13 protein-coding genes and 1 pseudogene are annotated in these 18,737 nt (G+C 68.3%); 6 read left to right on the top strand and 8 right to left on the bottom strand.

Annotation, left to right across the window (positions count from 1 at the left end):
- Positions 1–58: 58 nt before the first annotated feature.
- Positions 59–4,126 (bottom strand): AsmA-like C-terminal region-containing protein, encoded by a 4,068-nt coding sequence (locus ASG62_RS21490; RefSeq protein WP_056690186.1) that lies wholly within the window; start codon positions 4,124–4,126, stop codon positions 59–61.
- Between the two features lie 119 nt (positions 4,127–4,245).
- Positions 4,246–5,661 (bottom strand): FAD-binding oxidoreductase, encoded by a 1,416-nt coding sequence (locus ASG62_RS21485; protein ID WP_056690182.1) that lies wholly within the window; start codon positions 5,659–5,661, stop codon positions 4,246–4,248.
- Between the two features lie 89 nt (positions 5,662–5,750).
- On the opposite strand from ASG62_RS21485, the gene ASG62_RS21480 reads away from it, so the two are divergent.
- The gene (locus ASG62_RS21480; RefSeq protein WP_056690179.1) at positions 5,751–6,260 is read left to right on the top strand and encodes a thioesterase family protein; all 510 of its coding nucleotides are present in this window, start codon (positions 5,751–5,753) and stop codon (positions 6,258–6,260) included.
- Between the two features lie 3 nt (positions 6,261–6,263).
- Here ASG62_RS21480 and ASG62_RS21475 read toward each other — a convergent pair whose 3' ends face one another.
- On the bottom strand, positions 6,264–7,163 hold the full coding sequence (locus ASG62_RS21475; RefSeq protein WP_056690177.1) for a dienelactone hydrolase family protein: 900 nt from the start codon (positions 7,161–7,163) through the stop codon (positions 6,264–6,266).
- A 173-nt stretch (positions 7,164–7,336) separates the two neighbouring features.
- Here ASG62_RS21475 and ASG62_RS21470 point away from each other — a divergent pair, with 173 nt between their 5' ends.
- A complete protein-coding gene (locus ASG62_RS21470) occupies positions 7,337–10,078 on the top strand; it encodes a UvrD-helicase domain-containing protein (RefSeq protein ID WP_056690174.1) in 2,742 nt (913 codons plus the stop codon).
- A gap of 93 nt (positions 10,079–10,171) precedes the next feature.
- Here the strand turns inward: ASG62_RS21470 and ASG62_RS21465 are convergent, their stop codons facing one another.
- Both ASG62_RS21465 and ASG62_RS27745 read right to left on the bottom strand, forming a co-directional pair.
- On the bottom strand, positions 10,172–10,567 hold the full coding sequence (locus ASG62_RS21465) for a DUF2019 domain-containing protein (RefSeq protein WP_056690171.1): 396 nt from the start codon (positions 10,565–10,567) through the stop codon (positions 10,172–10,174).
- A gap of 137 nt (positions 10,568–10,704) precedes the next feature.
- Positions 10,705–10,988, bottom strand: a pseudogene (locus tag ASG62_RS27745) (M24 family metallopeptidase); the annotation flags it as partial.
- 143 nt (positions 10,989–11,131) lie between these two features.
- On the opposite strand from ASG62_RS27745, the gene ASG62_RS21460 reads away from it, so the two are divergent.
- From ASG62_RS21460 to ASG62_RS21450, 3 genes are all read left to right on the top strand, one after another.
- Positions 11,132–11,566 (top strand): pyridoxamine 5'-phosphate oxidase family protein, encoded by a 435-nt coding sequence (locus ASG62_RS21460; protein ID WP_056690168.1) that lies wholly within the window; start codon positions 11,132–11,134, stop codon positions 11,564–11,566.
- A 568-nt stretch (positions 11,567–12,134) separates the two neighbouring features.
- Positions 12,135–13,958 (top strand): methyl-accepting chemotaxis protein, encoded by a 1,824-nt coding sequence (locus tag ASG62_RS21455; RefSeq protein ID WP_244487467.1) that lies wholly within the window; start codon positions 12,135–12,137, stop codon positions 13,956–13,958.
- Between the two features lie 202 nt (positions 13,959–14,160).
- Positions 14,161–14,697: a BA14K family protein gene (locus tag ASG62_RS21450; protein ID WP_057180582.1), complete on the top strand. Its 537-nt coding sequence runs from the start codon at positions 14,161–14,163 to the stop codon at positions 14,695–14,697.
- 67 nt (positions 14,698–14,764) lie between these two features.
- Here ASG62_RS21450 and ASG62_RS21445 read toward each other — a convergent pair whose 3' ends face one another.
- Positions 14,765–16,591 carry an aminopeptidase P family protein gene (locus ASG62_RS21445; RefSeq protein WP_056690161.1) on the bottom strand — a complete coding sequence of 609 codons (1,827 nt, stop codon included), beginning with the start codon at positions 16,589–16,591 and terminating at the stop codon, positions 14,765–14,767.
- Between the two features lie 261 nt (positions 16,592–16,852).
- Here ASG62_RS21445 and ASG62_RS21440 point away from each other — a divergent pair, with 261 nt between their 5' ends.
- Positions 16,853–17,068: a hypothetical protein gene (locus tag ASG62_RS21440; RefSeq protein WP_056690158.1), complete on the top strand. Its 216-nt coding sequence runs from the start codon at positions 16,853–16,855 to the stop codon at positions 17,066–17,068.
- 47 nt (positions 17,069–17,115) lie between these two features.
- Here ASG62_RS21440 and ASG62_RS21435 read toward each other — a convergent pair whose 3' ends face one another.
- Positions 17,116–17,991, bottom strand: a complete 876-nt coding sequence (locus ASG62_RS21435) for a 50S ribosomal protein L11 methyltransferase (RefSeq protein ID WP_056690156.1) — start codon at positions 17,989–17,991, stop codon at positions 17,116–17,118.
- A gap of 45 nt (positions 17,992–18,036) precedes the next feature.
- Positions 18,037–18,630, bottom strand: coding sequence for an SCO family protein (locus tag ASG62_RS21430; protein WP_056690152.1), 594 nt, complete (start codon positions 18,628–18,630; stop codon positions 18,037–18,039).
- Positions 18,631–18,737: the final 107 nt, after the last annotated feature.

Raw genomic sequence — 18,737 nt, 5'->3', positions numbered from 1 at the left:
CGCAGCCACCCACCTCGGCGAACGACCGTTGCCGCTGCCGATCCCGTGCGGCTGCTTTCTAAAACTTCAAAGGGTCGTTCACGCCGGGCAGCGACGGGAAGGGTTCGGACGGGGTCGGAGGAGCCGGGGCCGGCGCGATCGGGGGCGTGAGGTCGAGTTGGCGCGGGAGCGCGGGACGGGTCTCGGCGCGGGGTTGGTTTCGCGGAGCGGCAGGGGATGCGGCTTCCGGCGCGGGCGTCGGCGCCGGGACGACCGGGGCCGGCGGCGGGTTCGCTTCCATCTGGCGGCGAGCGGCCTCGACGGCTTCGCGGCGCCTGATCTCCTCGTCCTGCGGCGTCTCGGTCTGTGCAGGCTCCGGTGCCTGCGTCGCCGCGCGGGCCTCTTCGCTCCGTCGGCGCGCCTCTTCGGCCGCCGCGGCGGCCTCGGCGCGCGCGGTGCGCTCGGCCTCGCGGGCCCGGTCAAAGCGCGCCTCGCGGCGAAGGCGCAGACGCTCCTGCAGCTGCTCCTGGATGGCCTGCACCCGCGCCTCCTCACGCTCGATCGCGCGCGCGGCGAGATAGGCCGCAAGCGGCTGCGCGTCCGTCCTGAAGACGGGCGCGCTCAAGGGGCCGTCCAGCGTGTAGGCGACGGCGGGATCGGCGCCCGCGACGGCCTCCTCCCCCGCCTGGAGAGCGAGGCGCAGGCCGGCGTCGATCGTCTCGCGCCGCAGATCGACCGTCCCGGACAGCGTCAGGGCCTCTCCCGTTGTCTCGGCCGTGATCGGCGAGATGCGGGCGACGCCGCCGGCGATCGCGATCTCCGTCTCGGCCAAGCCGATCGGATAGCTCGCGCCCTTCGCTGCCTCCGCGACCAGCCCCGCGACGCGGCCGGCCTGCGGCTCGAAGCCCTCAGCATCCGCCGATGTCAGCACCTTCGGCAGAAGGCCGGTCGGGATGCCCGCGATCGATCCGCTGTCGATGCTGGCCCGCCCGGCTCCCGCGAGAGACGCGATGAGCGCGGGATAGGACTGGCCGGAGGCTTCGAGCTTCAAGGTCGCGTCGAGCGTGCCGGCGGCGGGCGCGTCCGCGACCTCAGCGCCGCTCGACACGTCCTCGGCGTCGCCATCCGGCGCCTGCTCGGCAGGATCGGCTCCCTCCGGCGTCCCCGCGCTCGAAGGGTCGGCGGCATCGGGCCACGGCTCCTGCCCGGCGCCGTCGGTCCCCGCATCGGCAGCATCCGAGGGCGCGGTGCCGGGGATCGTCACGCCGCTGTCGCGGAAGATCGCCCGCAGCTCCGCGTCGGTCAGCCCTTCCGTCGCACCTCCGCCGCGGGACAGAATGTTGCCGATGTCGAGGCCGGAAAAGTCCATGTCGGCGGAGAGGCCCGCGACGCCGTTGGCATTCTGGAGGCTGACGCCGCCGCGCAGATAGCCGCCGGCGATCGAACCCGAGATGTTCTCCAGCGCGATGCGGGCCGGGCCGGTTTCGAGCGCGGCGGCGGCATCCGCGACGACCGCGCCGCGACCGAGGTCGAGGGCGCCGACATTCAGATCGAGCGCCGTCTCGATCGGCGGCAGCAGCGGGGTGCCGAACCCCTCGGCCGCCCAGGGCGAGGCTCCGTCCGAACGTTCCGGCGAGCGGCCCGTCACCAGCGTCGCGAGCCAGGGCACCGAAAGCGACGTCGCCTCGATCCGCCCTGTCACCGGGCCGTCCGTCGTCTTCCGAAGCTCGCCTCTCAGCGCGCTGTCGGCGATCTCGGCGGTCAGCCCCTTCAGCGTCCAGTCGCCTTGGAACCAGGAGAGATGGCCATCGAGCGAGAATGGCAGCGCTTCCGTGCGCGACTGGCCGGCCTCGATGGCGAGCGCGGTGAGCCAGGGCGAGAGGTCCTCGCTCTTGGCGCCGACGCCGAACTCGGCCGAGGCGATGCCGGCCGTCGTCACGTCGAACGTGCCCTCCGCCGCCGCGCTGGAACCGGGCGCGTCGAGCGAGGCGCTGGCGGCGACGGGCCCGGTCGCGCCGGCGGAAAGCTGGAGCTTCAGGCCGAGCGGCGCGGGCGGGCCGGTGGCGATGGTGTCGAGGCCGAGCTGGCCGAGGAGCGCGGCCGGATCGGGGCTCGAAAGCCCCGCCTCCAGGCCGAACCGCCCGCTCGTGCCCTTGGCGTAGATGCCGTTGCCGAGCGCCACCTGAAGCGTCACGTCCGTCGCGGCGGCCTTGCCGTCCAGCTGGATGCGCAGCGTCGGCTTCTCGCCGGGGGCCTCGGTCACGGTCGCGACCGTGCCGCGGATCGCGAGCGGCGCCAGCGTCGAGGCATGCTCTTCCAGAACCGCGAGCGCGGGGCTCTGCGGCAGGCGCGTGCGCAGAAAGGCCGTGAGCCGCGTCGGGTCGGCGGTGGAGAGGTTCACCGAAAGACTGCCGCCGGCCTCCGTGTCGAGGCCGGTCAAGGTGCCGGACACGGCGAAGTCGGCGCCGGCGAGATCGGCGACCGCCATCCGGTTCACCGCCAGCGTGTGGCCGTCGAAGGAGAGGTCCGCATCGATCCGCTCGGCGGCAGCGCCGGAAGAGCGGACGGGCCCGGCGCCGAGCTTCAGCGCGAAGCGGCTGGTGGGGCTGAAGCCGGCCGTGTTCGGCTGCGAGAAGAGGCGGGAGAGCGCGAGGAGCGCGTCGAGATCGACGCCGCCGGCAGAGAGATCGGCGGTCAGCCCGTCCGCTCCCCGATCGAGGCGCCCCGTCACTGTCTCGCCGCCGATGTCGAGTTCGAGATCGTCGAAGCTCTGCCGCTCCGCCGTCAGCGCGACCTTGGCGGAGAGCCCGGCCTGACCGAGGCGGCGAAGCGCGGGGTCCACGCCGCCGGTCAACCAGTCGGAAAAGCCGCTCGGCTGGCGCGAGGCGAGAAGGAGATCGCCGGAAAAGTTCAAAGGCTCCAGGCCGAGCGTGCCGGTCGCCTCGAGGCGCGTGCGCCCGGGCAGCTCGGCGCTCAGCCCCTCCACGCGCCAGCCGTCCGGCGCGGGCGTCGCGCCGAAGGCGACGTCGCGGATGGTCGTATCGCCGACGAGGACGATAGGCAGCGAGAGCTTGACCGTTCCGGGAATGGTGGGCCGGGGTACGGCGCTGAGAACGCGGCGGGCCGCCTCAAGCCGCTGCTCGAAGCTCGTCGCCTGACGGACGGAATTGCCAAGCCCGGGCTCCGTGCCGTTGGCGACGGCGTCCACATCGACCTGCTCGCCTTCGAGCGCCAGATCGAAACGCGGGGCGGCGCCGAGGGCGAGCCGGCCGCCGCCGGTGAGGATATAGGGCCGATCGCGACCGCCGGTCGCGATGCGCGTGTCCTCGAAGCTCACGGCCGACGGGCTCGCCACGAGCTTGGAGGTCAGCACCATCGGCGGCAGGATCGAGGCGGGAGACCCCGTCGCGGGCTTCGGCGCAGCGCCCGTGTTCGGCGGCGGCGGCAGCGGGCTCGAAAGGCGGATCGTGCCCTCGAAGCGGGGCGAGGCGGGATCGCCATGCGCGGTTCCGTCGAGAACGATCTCGGCATCGAGCGTCTTGGCGTCCAGCGTCAGGCGCAGCGGCAGGCCGCCCTCCGGCTGCACGGCGCCGCTGGACAGGAGAACCTCGTAGGGCGCCCCTCCCATCTGGAATGTGCCGGTGCCGGCGAAGGGTCCGGCGAGCGAGCGGGCGGAGAGCTCGGCGTTCAGCCCGTTGAGATCCTGCGTGCGGCCGGCGGCACGATCCTCGATCGTGACGCGCCCCTCCTCGATCGCGACCTTTTCGAGGATGACGGTCGCCCTTCCGGCCAGACCCGCCGTGCCGCCGAGCGCGGGGATGCGGCCGGACGTCTCGATGGGAACTGTCAGATGCGGGCGCTGCAGCTCCATGGAGAAGATGCGGATTTCGCCGGAGAGGTAGGGCGCGAGTTCGGCATCCATGCGGAAGTGGTCGACGGCGAGAAGCGGCGCGTCCTCGGGGCGGGCGCCGACGACGACCACATCGGTGAAGGTGACGCTCGGAAAAGGCAGAAGGCGCGCCGAGGCCTCGCCCCGCACGGTGACCTGGCGCCCGAGGATGCTGCCGGCCTCGCGCTCGAAATCGGTGCGATAGGCGGTCCAGTCGATGAAGAGCGGCGCGATAAGCGCACCGAGAAGCGCGACCACGAGAAGCCCGCCGATCGCGACGAAAGCCTTGACCAGAACCCTGTTCCTTCAACCTATGCGCAGATCCGCACGGGCTAAGCTTACGCCAGAACACGGCGCTTTTGTCGATGCGGCCCGGTCTACAGGTTCGGGAAAATCTTGCCGGGGTTCAGAATGTTTCCGGGATCGAGCACGGCCTTGATCTGCCGCATGACGTCCACGGCCTCGCCGAGTTCGTCGTCGAGATAGGCCCGCTTGCCCTGCCCGATGCCATGCTCGCCCGTGCAGGTGCCGTCGAGATCGAGCGCGCGTCGGCTCAGCCGCCCGATGAAGCCCTCCGCCCGGTCGATCTCGGCGGGATCGTCGGTGTCGATCAGCAGCGTGACGTGGAAGTTGCCGTCGCCGACATGGCCGACGATCGGCGCGATCAGCCCGGCCTCGTCGGCGTCGGCCTGCGTGTCGGCGATGCAGACCGCCAGCTTGGAAATGGGCACGCAGACATCGGTCGCGATGGCTTTGGCGCCGGGGCGAAGGGTGAGGCTCGCCCAGTAGAAATCGTGCCGCGCCTTCCAGAGCTTCGCCCGCTCCTCCGCCTTCGTCGCGACGGCCAGCGGTCCGCCGCCGTTCTCGGCCGCGATGAGGCCGAAGAACTCCGCCTGTTCGGCGACGCCCGCCTGCGACCCGTGCAACTCGACGAAGAGGCAGGGCGAGTGCGGCAGGTCGATCTTGGAATAGGAGATGGCCGCGGAGATGGCGAGCGCATCGAGAAGCTCGATCCGCGCAACGGGAATGCCCGCCTGGATGGTCTGGATCACCGTGCGGCAGGCGCTCTCGACGTCGGGAAAGGGGCAGACGCCCGACAGAATCGCCTCGGGAATGCCGTAGAGCCGCAGGTTCAGCTTGGTGATGATGCCGAGCGTGCCCTCCGAGCCGACGAGAAGCCGCGTCAGGTCGTAGCCTGCCGCCGTCTTCTTCGCCCGCCGCGCGGTGCGCACGATGCGCCCGTCCGCCAGCACGGCGGTGAGGCCGATGACGTTCTCGCGCATCGTGCCGTAGCGGACGGCGTTGGTGCCGGAAGCGCGCGTCGCCGCCATGCCGCCAAGGCTCGCATTGGCGCCGGGATCGATCGGGAAGAAGAGGCCGGTGTCGCGCAGCTGCGCGTTCAGCGCCTCGCGCGTGATGCCCGGCTCCACGGTGCAGTCGAAATCCTCGGCATCGACCTTCAACAGCCTGTCCATGCGCGACAGATCGAGCGAGATGCCGCCCTCCGGCGCGTTGACATGACCCTCCAGCGAGGAGCCGACGCCGAAGGCGACGAGCGGAGCGCCATGCGCGGCACAGGCGAGCACGACCGCCTGCACCTCCTCCTCGCTCGTCGCATGGATCACGGCGTCCGGCATCTGGTTCGAGATGTAGGTCGTGGTGTGACCATGGGCGCGGCGCACGTCCTCGCCGGTCAGAAGCCTCGCGCCGAACCGGGCGCGCAGCGCCTCGATGGCGGCCGGGGTGCCGGCGCGGGGCCGGGGATCGTCGCGTCTCAGATCTGCAAGGGTCATCGTATCCGCTCGATGGTCATGGCATCAGCCGCAATGGTCATGGCATAGGCAACAGGAGCCGCAAACCTGGAACGAGAGGACCGAGAGCCATGAGCCCAACCCCGACGGAGGCCGCCGCCGGTTCCCGCTCCCGCCCCTTGACGGTCCGGCCGGAGTGGATCGATCTCAACGGTCATCTGAACCTTGCCTACTATCACGTTCTCTTCGACGAGGCGGCCGCCGACGAGCTCGATGCGCTCGGCCTCCTGCGCGAGGAGGTGGCGACGACCAAGCGCTCGACCTTCGTGGCGGAAAGCCATGTCGTCTACATCCGCGAGCTGCACGAGGGCGCGCGCGTCTTCGTCACCACGCGGATCATCGATTTCGACGAGAAGCGCATGCACATCTTCCAAGAACTCCATCACGAGGACGGCTGGTTGGCCGCGACCGTCGAGGCCATGGTTCTCTCCATCGATCTCAACGGTCCGAACGTCGCGCCCTGGCCGCCCGTCGTCTTCGAGAACATCAGAGCCGGGGCCGCGTCGACCGCCGCCCTGCCCCGCCCGCCCGGCGTCGGGCGGCGCGTCGGCATCGTGCGCAAGGCGCCCCCCGTCGCCTGAGCCTCACTCGCCGCCGAGCTTGTCCTTCAGGAACGCCGTCGTGCGGCCCCAGGCGAGATCGGCGGCCGCCTTGTCATAGCGGGCGGCGGAGGTGTCGTTGTTGAAGGCATGGTTCACGCCGTCGTAGACGAAGACCTCGTAGTCTGTGCCCGCCGCCTTCAGGGCCGCCTCGAAGGCCGGAATGCCCGCATTGATGCGCTCGTCGAGCCCGGCATAGTGCAGCATCAGGGCCGCCTTGATCTTCGGCACGTCCTCGGCCGGGGCCTGCCGCCCGTAATAGGCGACACCGGCCGCGAGATCCGGCTGGACGGTGGCGAGCGTGTTGACGAGCCCGCCGCCCCAGCAGAAGCCGACAGCGCCGACGCGCCCGTTCGAGCCCTCCGCCGTCTTCAGCCACTCGACCGTGGCCGCCGCCTCCCTGGCGGTCTTCGCCGCATCAAGGGCGCCGATCATCTCGCGCGCCTTGTCCTCGTCCGGCGGCGTGCCGCCCGCGGAGGACAGGAAGTCCGGCGCGAGAGCCAGGAAGCCCTCGGTCGCGAAATGGCGCGCGACATCCTGGATATGCGCGTTGAGGCCGCGGTTCTCGTGGATCACGATGACGGCCGGAAAGGGCCCCTCCCCCTTGGAGGGCTTGGCGAGATAGGCCTTCATCTCCGTGCCGGCGGCATCGTAGGTGGCCCAGACCGCGTCGATGGCGGGATCTGTTTCGGCGATCATCGCGGCCTTGGCCTTGGAGGCGCCTAAGAGCGGCGCGATGGCGGCGGCCGCCGTCGCGGAGCCCGCGAGCGCGGTCAGCTTCGACATGAATCCGCGCCGGTCGAGCGTCAGATGGGTGTATTCGTCGTAAGCGTCGATCATCGCCTGCGTGACCGCTTGTGTCGGTTCGTCGTTCCTGCCCGCCATCGTCGATCCTCGCCAATTCTTCTCTCCTCGGATAATAAGGGCGCCAGAGTCCTGCGGCAATGCGCAGACCGGCCAAGGGACGGGCGCGGCGGGGCGAAACGACGCGACGGCCTTCGGCCCCTCGCGCGAACGTTCCCCTAGTGTTCCCCGATCTTTCCGTGAGATAGAGCGGCATGAGCGATTCAGACGACAGGCTCCCATCCGCACCGTTCCCGGCCGCGCCGTCCGGCGGCATCGCCGCGCGGGCATTGGCCGCGCGCGGCCGCAGCGCACCGGATTATCTGACCGGCCTCAACGACGAGCAGCGCCTCGCGGTGGAGACCACGGAAGGGCCCGTGCTCGTTCTGGCGGGCGCGGGCACCGGCAAGACGCGCGTCCTGACGACGCGCATCGCGCATATCCTCCAGACGAACCGCGCCTATCCAGGGCAGATCCTCGCCGTGACCTTCACCAACAAGGCCGCGCGCGAGATGAAGACGCGCATCGGACTTCTGGTCGGCGGACAGGTCGAGGGCATGCCCTGGCTCGGCACGTTCCACGCGATCGGCGTGAAGATGCTGCGCAAGCATGCCGAACTGGCGGGGCTGAAGTCCAACTTCACCATCCTCGACACCGACGACCAGATCCGGCTGATCAAGCAGCTGATCCAGGCCGAGAATCTCGACGACAAGCGCTGGCCGGCCCGCACCTTCGCCCAGCTCATCGACGGCTGGAAGAACAAGGGCCTGACGCCGAAGGACATTCCCGAAGGCGACGCCCGCGCCTTCGCCAACGGGCGCGGCCGCGAACTCTACCAAGCCTATCAGGACCGGCTGAAGGCCCTGAACGCCGCCGATTTCGGCGATCTCCTGATGCACCCGATCGCGATCCTGCGCACCCACCCGGACATTCTCGCCGACTACCACCGCCGCTTCCGCTACATCCTGGTCGACGAGTATCAGGACACGAACACGGCGCAGTATCTGTGGCTGCGCCTGCTCGCGCAGCGGCCGAAGACGCGGGCACCTCAAGCACAGCCATCTCAGGCACAGCCGATCTCCCACCTTGAGGGGGAGATCGGCTCGTCTCCGCCGCCCGTCAACATCTGCTGCGTCGGCGACGACGATCAGTCGATCTATGGCTGGCGCGGGGCGGAGGTGGACAACATCCTGCGCTTCGAGCGCGATTTCCCCGGCGCGACCGTGATCAAGCTGGAGCGCAACTATCGCTCCACCGAGCATATTCTCGGCGCCGCCGCCCATCTCATCGCCCATAACGAGGACCGGCTCGGCAAGACGCTCTTCACCGATCTCGACGATCCAGAGCACGAGAAGGTCGCGGTCCATGCGGGCTGGGATTCGGAGGAGGAGGCGCGGGCCGTCGGCGAGGAGATCGAGCAGCTTCAGCGCAAGGGCCACAAGCTCAACGACATGGCGATCCTCGTTCGCGCCTCCTTCCAGATGCGCGAGTTCGAAGACCGCTTCGTCACGATGGGCCTGAACTACCGCGTCATCGGCGGCCCGCGCTTCTACGAGCGCCAAGAGATCCGCGACGCCCTCGCCTATTTCCGGGGCGTCGTGCAGCCGGCCGACGACCTCGCCTTCGAGCGCATCCTGAACACGCCCAAGCGCGGCATCGGCGACGCGACGATCCGCCAGCTCCGCGACTATGCGCGCGCCAAGGGCATTCCGCTGATCGCGGCGGTCGAGGAGATGGTGGCGACGCAGGAGCTGACCGCCAAGCCCCGCAAGTCGCTGACCGAGGTCGTCGGCAATTTCCGGCGCTGGTCGCAGCTCCTGCCGACGACCAAGCACACCGACTTGGCCGAAATGATCCTGGAGGAATCCGGCTATACCGAGATGTGGCAGAACGACCGCTCGGCGGACGCACCCGGCCGGCTGGACAATCTGAAGGAACTGATCCGCTCGATGGATCTCTACGAAAGCCTGCCAGGCTTTCTGGAGCATGTCGCGCTCGTCATGGACGTCGACAAGAACCCGGACGCCGACGCGATCTCGCTGATGACGCTCCATTCCGCCAAGGGGCTCGAATTCGAGACGGTCTTCCTGCCCGGCTGGGAGGAAGGGCTTTTCCCCCACCAACGCGCGCTCGACGAGGGCGGGCGCTCCGCGCTGGAGGAAGAGCGGCGCCTCGCCTATGTCGGCATCACGCGCGGCAAGAAGCGGGTGAAGATCTGGTTCGTCTCCAACCGGCGGATTCACGGGCTTTGGCAGTCCACCATTCCGTCGCGCTTTCTCGACGAACTGCCGGAGGCCCATGTCGAGGTCATGGAGGCCAGCGCCTCCTATGGCGGATATGGCGGGGGCGGCACGGGCGGCTACGGCGCCAGTCGCTGGGACGCCGACGCCTTTTCCACCACGTCCTATCAGACGCCGGGCTGGCGCCGGGCCCAGGCCGCCCGCGCGGGCCAGGGCCAGCCGGACACGGCCTGGGGCTCGCGCTCCGGCCCGAAGGACCGCACCATCACCTATGGCGAGGACGGCGCGAGCGGACCGAACCTTCGCGAGCGCTCGCCCTCCGCGGGCAAGGACAATCTCTCCGCCAAGGCCGACCGCTACGCGGCGGAAAGCGCCCGCCGCGCCGGAATGGATGAGGGAGCGCCGAAGAGTTCGGGCTTCGCGGGCCGCATGGGCGGCGCCCAGCCGGCCCCGACGCGCGGCCACAACCAGCCGCCGCGCAAGGGCGCCGGGCTCTACTCCTCGGCCCGGGCGGGCGGTCCGCGCGAGATCGAGGGCACGCTCGTCGCCAAGTCCGTGGCGACGGAGGAGAGCCGCTTTGCGATCGGCGACCGCGTCTTCCACCAGAAGTTCGGCCCCGGCTCGGTCTCCGTCATCGAGGGGAACAAGCTCACCGTCGATTTCGACAAGGCCGGGCAGAAGCGCGTGCTCGACGGGTTCGTGCAGCCGGCGGCTTGAGTTCCCTCGTCCCACCATCCCGGAACGAGAGCCGGTCAGTCGCATGGCGCCGGGCCGCGTCGATAGGTTCAAGGACCGGATCGAGACGCCGAGCTATTCTTTCTGCCAAGGATATTGCTTGTCGATAAAAGACAGGCACATTCCGGCGTCGCCTGACTGAGGTGGATGCGACGCATAGGCTATTGCCTCGATCATCTCGCGAGCCCGGTTAGGCTCCGCATGCAGTACGGCTTTCGCTGCACTGAGCTTAACCTGCATACTCGGGTAGGCGAAGAGACCGAGCAACGCTGCAGTGCCATCAGCACCACGAGCCAGGATTTCGTCGCGGATCTCCCAGCCCCAGTAAATTTCCCGGCTGATAGCCTCGATATCGTCCTCGTTCTCGAATTCGGCATCATCTTGGAGTTCCGCCTGTCGAACGGCAGACTCGGTGAACTCGGATATCAGAACATTGAGGCTGGCAGTCTTGAGTTCGGTGGACGTTATCATTTCAGAACTCCATACCTTCGCCCGCTATCGCTCGCTCGACGGCCGTGGCAACACGTTCCAGCTCTAAAGCGGACCGCGCCTCAGTCCTGCCGCAAAGGCTCATGCGCCGCTCTGGTAGGACCGGAAGGCAGGGCCGGCTTCCAAAGCACGACGAGCGCGAGCGGATCGAAATCCAGCCCCCCGCGCACCCTTGGGAAACCGCTCGGTCGAGATGGCGATCATGACATTCGGAACCAATGTGAAGGAGCGGCACATCTCCTGCGTCCTCGTGCCGATCGCACGGTCGAATGATGTCCGTCGTGCCGTCCTGATATTACGCGCCGGAATCGACAAGGAACAGCTCGCCCGGCCCGAGCTTGCGGTCGGTGTCGCGATTGACGCGGTAGTGGAGAATGGCGCGGTTCGGGCCGGAGCCAGCGATCTCGGCCGCGCAAAGCACTTGCTCGACCGGGACGGAAAGAACGACGGCGACCTCGAGCCTTCGCTAATGGTTCGAAGGCTTTGTGATCAGGGAGCCATATGGCTCTTACCGGCGTTGACGGGGCGGATACGAAGGAGAGCCCCATGAGCGACATGACGCTGCACGCCTTGGCCAAGGCCATGAAGGACATCGATTTCTGCATGCTCTCGACGAGAGCCGCCAGCGGCGACATCGCGGCCCGGCCGATGAGCAACAATGGCGATGTCGAGTATGACGGCGACAGCTATTTCTTCACCTACGAGGAGGCTCACACCGTCGCCGACATCGAGCGCGACCGGAAGGTCGGCCTCGGCTTCCAGGGCTCGAAGGGTCTGCTCGGCAAGCCCCCGCTCTTCATCTCGGTCGAGGGCGAAGCCGAACTGATCCGGGACAAGGCCGCCTTCGAGGCCCATTGGACCTCCGATCTCGACTATTGGTTCAAGGACGGGATCGATACGCCCGGCATCGTGCTGATCAAGGTTCATGCGACGCGCGTACACTATTGGGACGGGAAGCACGAAGGCGAGATCAAGATCTGAATTCGGTTCCCCTCGGACGGCGACAGGTCCGATACGAGTCTCGTCGGCTGAAATCTCCGGCCGACGAGCCAGTGACGCGTCTCGTCCGTCGCCTTCTCATGATGGCGTGATCCTCGGCCTCGCGCAGACATTGCAGCCCGAGCCTGCCTTCCACACTTCTCACCTATATGCCAATATTATAATACTTAGATACTGTTGCGAAGACGAACGTTTATCGTTGAGTTTTGAGTCTCGATTTCGCTGTTTAGTTGCGATTTCGCGTTCCGCGCTACTGTCCAGTGGCAATAGGTCGGCCGTAAATCCTGCGGTAATTCTACACGAAGCCAACCATTCTTTTTCTGGAGGTAGCCTCCACGGCCCCAACAGCCGATAAAATTTCAAACTTCCCGTCACACCTACCGTTCTGAACGAATTCTCTACTTCTTCGCCTTAGATTCTGACGCAAGGTCGGGGCGTGCATCTGGGTGCAGTTTCCGGTCGGCCCCGGTTTCAACGATGGCGCACGTCTGTACGTGCACCATCCGCCCTGTCAGGTGATGTCATGCCCCATCCCAACATAAAACTCGCCATGAGCGTGATCTTCGGCGTGATCGCGCTGGTGATCGTGATGCTGTCCTGGCTTACGCTGGGCGGCCTGCGGTCGTTGAACTCCGGGACGATCGACGTCGCGGACAACTGGCTCCCGAGAACGGTGGCCTCCGGCCGGATCGAGACCGCGCTCAACGATCTGCGCGTGGCCTACGGCCAGCATCTCGTCGAGGTCAACATCCACCGGATGAAGGACGCCCTCGCCGTCGCGCACGAGAAGGAAGCGGCGCTCAAGGCTTCGCTGGCCACCTACGAGGCCATGATCTCGACGGACGAGGAGCGGCGCATCTTCGCGGCGATCCCGACGGCCGTCGCCGAATACATCCAGCATGGCGCCTACATGCTGGAAATGTCCGAGGGCAATGCCAAGGATCTCGGGGGCTATCTCTTCGGCCACGCCATGGGCGATGCGGCCGCCATCGTCGAGAAGGCGACCTCAGCCCTCGTCGCCTACGATTCGGAAGGCGCCGCCGCCTCGAAGGCCGAAAGCGGCGCAACCTACGATGCCGTGATGGCGAAGATCTTCGGGGCCGTCCTGTTCGTCGCCGCCGTCCTCGCCGCGGCCGCCGTCTATGTCCTGCGCGGCATCGCCCGCCCCGTCGAGGGGATCACGCAATCCATGATCCGTCTGGCCGAGGGCAATACCGCCGCCACGATCCCCTATGCCAACCGCCCCGACGAGATCGGCCAGATGGCCGGCGCGGTCGAGATCTTCCGGCAGGCCGCCATCGTCAAGGCGCGCCTGGAGGGCGAGGCCGAGGCAAACCGGCTCCGCACGGAGGGCGAGCGCGGAAAGCTGATCGAGGAGGCGAACCGGCTCGCCCAGAAGCGCCTGCAGGAAGCGACCGCGGATCTGGCGGCGGGCCTCAGGCGCATGGCGAGCGGCGAGCTGCGCTTCCAGCTCGACGTGCCGCTCTCTCCCGAATTCGAGAGCCTGCGCCACGACCTCAACTCGGCCGTCCTGCAGCTCGGCGAGACGCTGACCGCGGTCGTCACCTCGGCCTCCGAGATCGACGGCCGCTCCTGGGAGATCAGCCAGGCGTCGGACGATCTGGCCCGCCGCACCGAGCAGCAGGCCGCATCTCTGGAAGAGACGGCCGCCGCCCTCTCGACCATCACGCTGAACGTCACCAATTCCAACAAGCAGGTCGAAGAGGCGCGCGCCATCTCCGCCCGCGCCAACCAGAGCGCGGTCCGCTCCGGCGAGATCGTCGCCGGCGCGGTCGCGGCCATGGGACGGATCGAGGAATCCTCGGGCAAGATCGCGAGCATCATCACCGTCATCGACGAGATCGCCTTCCAGACGAACCTTCTGGCGCTGAACGCCGGCGTCGAGGCGGCGCGCGCGGGCGAAGCCGGCCGGGGCTTCGCGGTCGTCGCGCAGGAGGTCCGGGGCCTTGCCCAGCGCTCGGCCCAGGCCGCCAAGGAGATCAAGAGCCTGATCGACCAGTCGAGCCACGAGGTCGAATGCGGCGTCCAGCTCGTCAGCGAAACCGGCTCCTCGCTGAAGGACATCGTCGAGCACGTCGTCTCCATCGACACGTCCATGGATGCGATCGCCTCCTCGACCAAGGAACAGACGCTCGGCCTGCGCGAGGTGAACCTCTCCATTCTCCAGATGGACAAAGTCACGCAGCAGAATGCGGCCATGGTCGAGGAGACCAATGCCGCCAGTGCGACGCTCGCGCGAGAGGCCGCACAGTTGAAGCAGCTGATGACGCAGTTCGAACTTCCGCGCGCCGCCGCGCCCGCGCGCCGGGATCAGCCGAAGGCCCAGCGCAGCCCGACCCGCGCCGCCGCCTGATCCGGCGACAGACAAAAGACGACAGAGAAAGGCCTCCCCGGCTGTCATAGCCAGGGAGGCCTTTGTCGTTTTGGACCATCGTCGTCTGCGACACATCTGCACAAAGCCGCGCCATGCAGCCCATGAAACCGCCATTCAGGAACCGTTCAGGCAAAAGACAGTTAGATCCTTCAATCAGAACTGTTTTCGCACGGAGGCGTAGATGCGCATTTTGAAGACAATTGGAGCGAAGGTGATCGCGGCCGCCGTTGCGCTGTCCGTCGCGCCCCTGGCGATCCCGGCCAGCGTGCCCGTCGTCGGTATCTCGCAGGCGCAGGCGCAGTACTATGGCGAAGGCCGCCACTGGCGCGGCGACCGCGACTTCTACCGCGGCGATCGTGACTTCTACCGCGGCGACCGCGGGTACTATCGCGGCGATCGCGGCTATTACAGGGGCGACCGTGGCTACCGCCATCGCAACAACAACGGCGCGGCCATCGCCGCCGGCGTGATCGGCCTCGGTCTCGGCGCGGCCATCGCGAGCGCGGCCCAGCCTCGCTACGTCTATCGCGACGCGCCGGTCTACTACCGCGACGCGCCGGTTCGGTATCGCCCGGCCCCGCGGGCTGTCTATGCCGGCGGGCGCTACGAGCCCTGGAGCCGCGCCTGGTACAACTACTGCTCGGCCCGCTACCGCTCGTTCGACGGCCGCAGCGGCACGTTCCAGCCCTATAACGGACCGCGCCAGTTCTGCCGTTGATCTAGGCCGACAGTCCGACGAGACGGAAAGGCAGGAGCCGTAAGCTCCTGCCTTTTCTCGTTACGGCTCAGCCGCCGATCGGTCGGGTCATCTCGGCCAGCCATCCGGCCGCCGGATGATCGGCCAGGACCGGCGAGAGACGATCGGCGACGCGGGCGTGATAGGCGTCGAGCCAGCCCCGCTCCTCGCCGGTGAGAAGAGCCGGGTCGATCAGGCGGCGGTCGATCGGCGCGAAGGTCAGCGTCTCGAATCCCAGCATCGGCTGCTCGCCGCCCTCGATCGCCTCCGGCGCCAGCGTCAGCACGAGATTCTCGATGCGGATGCCGAAGGCGCCTTCCCGATAGTAGCCGGGCTCGTTGGAGAGCATCATCCCGGGCTCGATCACCGCCGCCCCGCGCCGCGAGATCGACTGCGGTCCCTCGTGCACAGCGAGATAGGAGCCGACGCCGTGGCCGGTGCCATGCGCATAGTCGAGGCCGGCCTTCCAGAGGGCGATGCGCGCAAGCGGATCGAGGTCGAGCCCTCGCGTGCCCTTGGGAAAGCGAGCGGTCGAGATGGCGATCATACCCTTCAGGACCAGGGTGAAGGCGCGGCGCATCTCGTCGGTCGGCGCGCCGATCGGCACGGTCCGGGTGATGTCCGTCGTGCCGTCCAGATATTGCGCGCCGGAATCGATCAGGAACAGCTCGCCCTGCCCGAGCTTGCGGTCTGTGTCGCGATTGACGCGGTAGTGGACGATGGCGCCGTTCGGGCCGGAACCCGCGATCGTGTCGAAGGAAATGTCGCGCAGCGCCATGCCGTCGGCCTCGCCGAACTCGGCGCGGAAGGCCTCCAGCTTCTGCGCCGCCTCGATCTCCCCGACGCTGCCGGGCGCGGTGCCGTCGAGCCAGTGCAGGAAGGCCGTGACCGCCGCGCCGTCGCGCAGGTGCGCGGCGCGCGAGCCCGCGATCTCGGCCTCGTTCTTGATCGCGCGCGGCAGCCGCGCAGGGTCGGCGCCCTTGACCACACGCCCGCCGGCAGCCTCGACGAGCGTCGCGATCCGCGCGGCGGCAAGGCCGGGATCGAGCATCACGGCCGTCTCGCCAAGCGCCTTCAGCGCGGGCTCGAAGGCCTCCGGCGCCTCGATCGCGGCGAGCGGCTCCAGATGCGCGCGCGCCTCCGGGCCGAGCTTGTCGGCGTCGATGAAGAGCTGCGCGGTCCGGCCGCGGTGGAGGATCGCGAAGGCGAGCGGCAGCGGCGTGTGCGCGACGTCGGCACCGCGAATGTTGAAGGTCCAGGCGATCGAGGACGGATCGGTCAGGACCGTCGCATCGGCGCCCGCTTTTTCGATCGCAGCCTCGATGTCGCGCAGCTTGTCGGCGGCCGCGCGGCCGGAATAGCGCTCGGGATGGACGGAGACGGCGCCCTTCGGCGGGGTCGGGCGATCGTTCCAGGCACGATCGATCGGATTGGCGCCGAGCTCCACCAGCGAGCCGCCGCCGGCCTCCAGCGCCGTGCGCAACGCCGCGACCTCGCCGAGCGTGTGGAGCCAGGGATCGACCGCGATGCGCAGGCCCTTCGCCTCGACGCCGAGAAACTCGACGAGCGGCGTCTCCACGGAGCTTCTCGGCTCGAAGACGGAGAGATCGACCTGATCGCGCACCTGCACCGTGTAGCGCCCGTCGACGAGCACGAAGGCTTTCGACGCGAGCACGACCGCGACGCCGGCCGAGCCGGTGAAGCCGGTGAGCCATGCGAGACGCGCCGCGGAGGGCGGGATGTACTCGCCCTGGTGCTCGTCGGCGCGCGGCACGACGAAGCCGTCCAGCCCCTCGTCGGCGAGGAGGCGCCTGAGATGCTCGACGCGCCGCGCGCTTTGGCTGAAATCGACGGTCTCATCGAAGGTCTGGAACATGGCTCTCGTCTCCGGCTCGTCTTTCGTCGCGAGAGCAGAGGGTTACAACAGCGGCGCAGGGCTGGGAACAGCCGGATCCGCTGGGTCGGGCCGGCTCAGGATTCGGAGCCCGCACGACATGATGAACGAAAAATGACCGTTCGCTCTGTTTGCATTGCAACATACGCGGGGGACCTATGCCTTTCCCGCCATGGTCGTGAGGCGCCGGCGCGGGCATATTGCGAAGGGAGGAGGACGGATTCGAACATAAGGCAGAGACCCATGATCACGACCCAGCTTGCAGACCTCCGGGGTCGCCATCGCATCCGCCAGAGCGCCATCGCCCGCTCCCCGTTCGAGACCGTCATGCAGGTGCGCGACCGCCGTCTGCGCCGCACGACCGCCTCCGTCATGATCTTCGACGGCGGCGAGCGCCTCGACCTCTCCCAGATCGAACGCCGGTCCTTCTTCGACCACGCCGCGCCCGAGCGCTGCTGAATCTCTGCCGCGAGGTCGCCTGGTTCCGGGCGACGCAAGCCGCGCGATCAGCGGCTGAGGTGCAGCGTCACCCATTCGCCGCGCAGCAGCGTCTCGCGGTGGTAGAGGCCCTGAAGCCGATAGGCCGATAGAACGGCCCGGCGCTGGCGCTCCAGAATGCCGGACAGGATGACGTTGCCGCCTTCGGCGAGATGCGCCTGAAGCTTCGGCGCGAGGTCCATCAGCGGACGCGCCAGGATGTTGGCGACGATGAGGTCGTAGGGCGCCCGGTCGCCGATGGCCCGCGCCTCGAAACCCACCGCGACGGCGGCCTCCACGAAGCCCTGCACGCGGTTGGCCCGGATGTTCTCCCGCGCCACCGCGACCGCGACCGGATCGATATCCGTCGCGAGAACCGGAATGCGCGCGAGCCGGGCGAGCGCGATGGCGAGAACCGCGCTTCCGGTGCCCAGATCCAGCGCATGGCCCGGCCGGCGACGGCGCACGATCCGGTCGATCATGGTGAGGCAGCCCGAGGTCGTGCCGTGATGGCCGGTGCCGAAGGCCTGGCCCGCCTCGATCTCGATGGCGAGATCGTTGGCGCGCACCCGATGCCGGTCATGCGCGCCGTGGACGACGAAGCGCCCGGCCCGCACGGGCTGCAGCCCCTCCAGCACCGACTTCATCCAGTCGGTCTCCGGAATATGCTCGACCTCGACCGACACGCCCTCGACACTGGAAACCGCCGCCTCCACGGCGCCGAGCATCGAGGCGCCGCCGGCCTCGTCGTCGAAATAGACGGAGACCTCGTAGAGGTCGGCCGCCTCGTCGAGTTCGAAGACGCCGACGGGCGCGCCCTCGTCCTCGAACGCGATCTCCCAGAGCGACGAGATGCGGTCCGCGACGGTGCGTCCGGCGCGGGTGAAGTAGCGGGTCTGCGTCACGGGATGGCGTCCTGTCTTCGAATCGGGCGGCGGATACGCTGCACTTTAGAGATTGGCGAGCCGCTCGAGCTTCTCTGTGGTGGTCTTCGGGTTCTCGCCCCAGGCGATCGTGCCGGCGAAGCGGCCGGCGGAATCGAGGAGGAAGGTCGAGGCCGTGTGGTCCATCGTGTAGTCCGCGCCCTCCCCCACCTTCTCGGCATGGACGCCCCAGCCTTTCAGCATCTCCGCGATCTTCGCGGGCTCGCCGGTGATGGCGACGATCTCGGGCGAGACGGCGCCGACATAGTCCTTGAGGACGGCGGGCGTGTCGCGCTCGGGATCAACGGTGACGAAGACGACGTTGAGGTCCTTGCCCTTGGCCTTCAGCGCGGCCTTCTCGGCGGAGAGTTCGGCCAGCGTCGTCGGGCAGACGTCCGGGCAATGGGTGAAGCCGAAGAAGACGGCCGAAGGCTTGCCGCGCAGCGCGGCCTCCGTGATCTCGGCGCCGTTCTGGTCGACGAGCCGGAAGGGCGAGCCGTAGGCGGCCTCGGCCGATGTCGGCGCCGTCGTGCTCTGCGAGAGATAGACGGCCAGCGTCGCGCCACAGACGAGGGCGACGATCGCCCAAAGGCCGATGCGGAAGATCTGCGCGCCGCTCATTCGGTCATCCTTGAAGGGAAACGGGCCCCGTTCGGGACCACCATGGACCGCGATATAGCGTTCCCGCCCGCCGGCGCAAAGCGCGCGGCGCCGGAAGCGGTCGATCG

The organism is Aureimonas sp. Leaf427 (assembly GCF_001425485.1).
In the GTDB taxonomy this organism is placed as follows: domain Bacteria; phylum Pseudomonadota; class Alphaproteobacteria; order Rhizobiales; family Rhizobiaceae; genus Plantimonas.
Note: the sequence above shows the minus strand (reverse complement) of the source record. Positions and strands in the feature narration are given on the sequence as shown.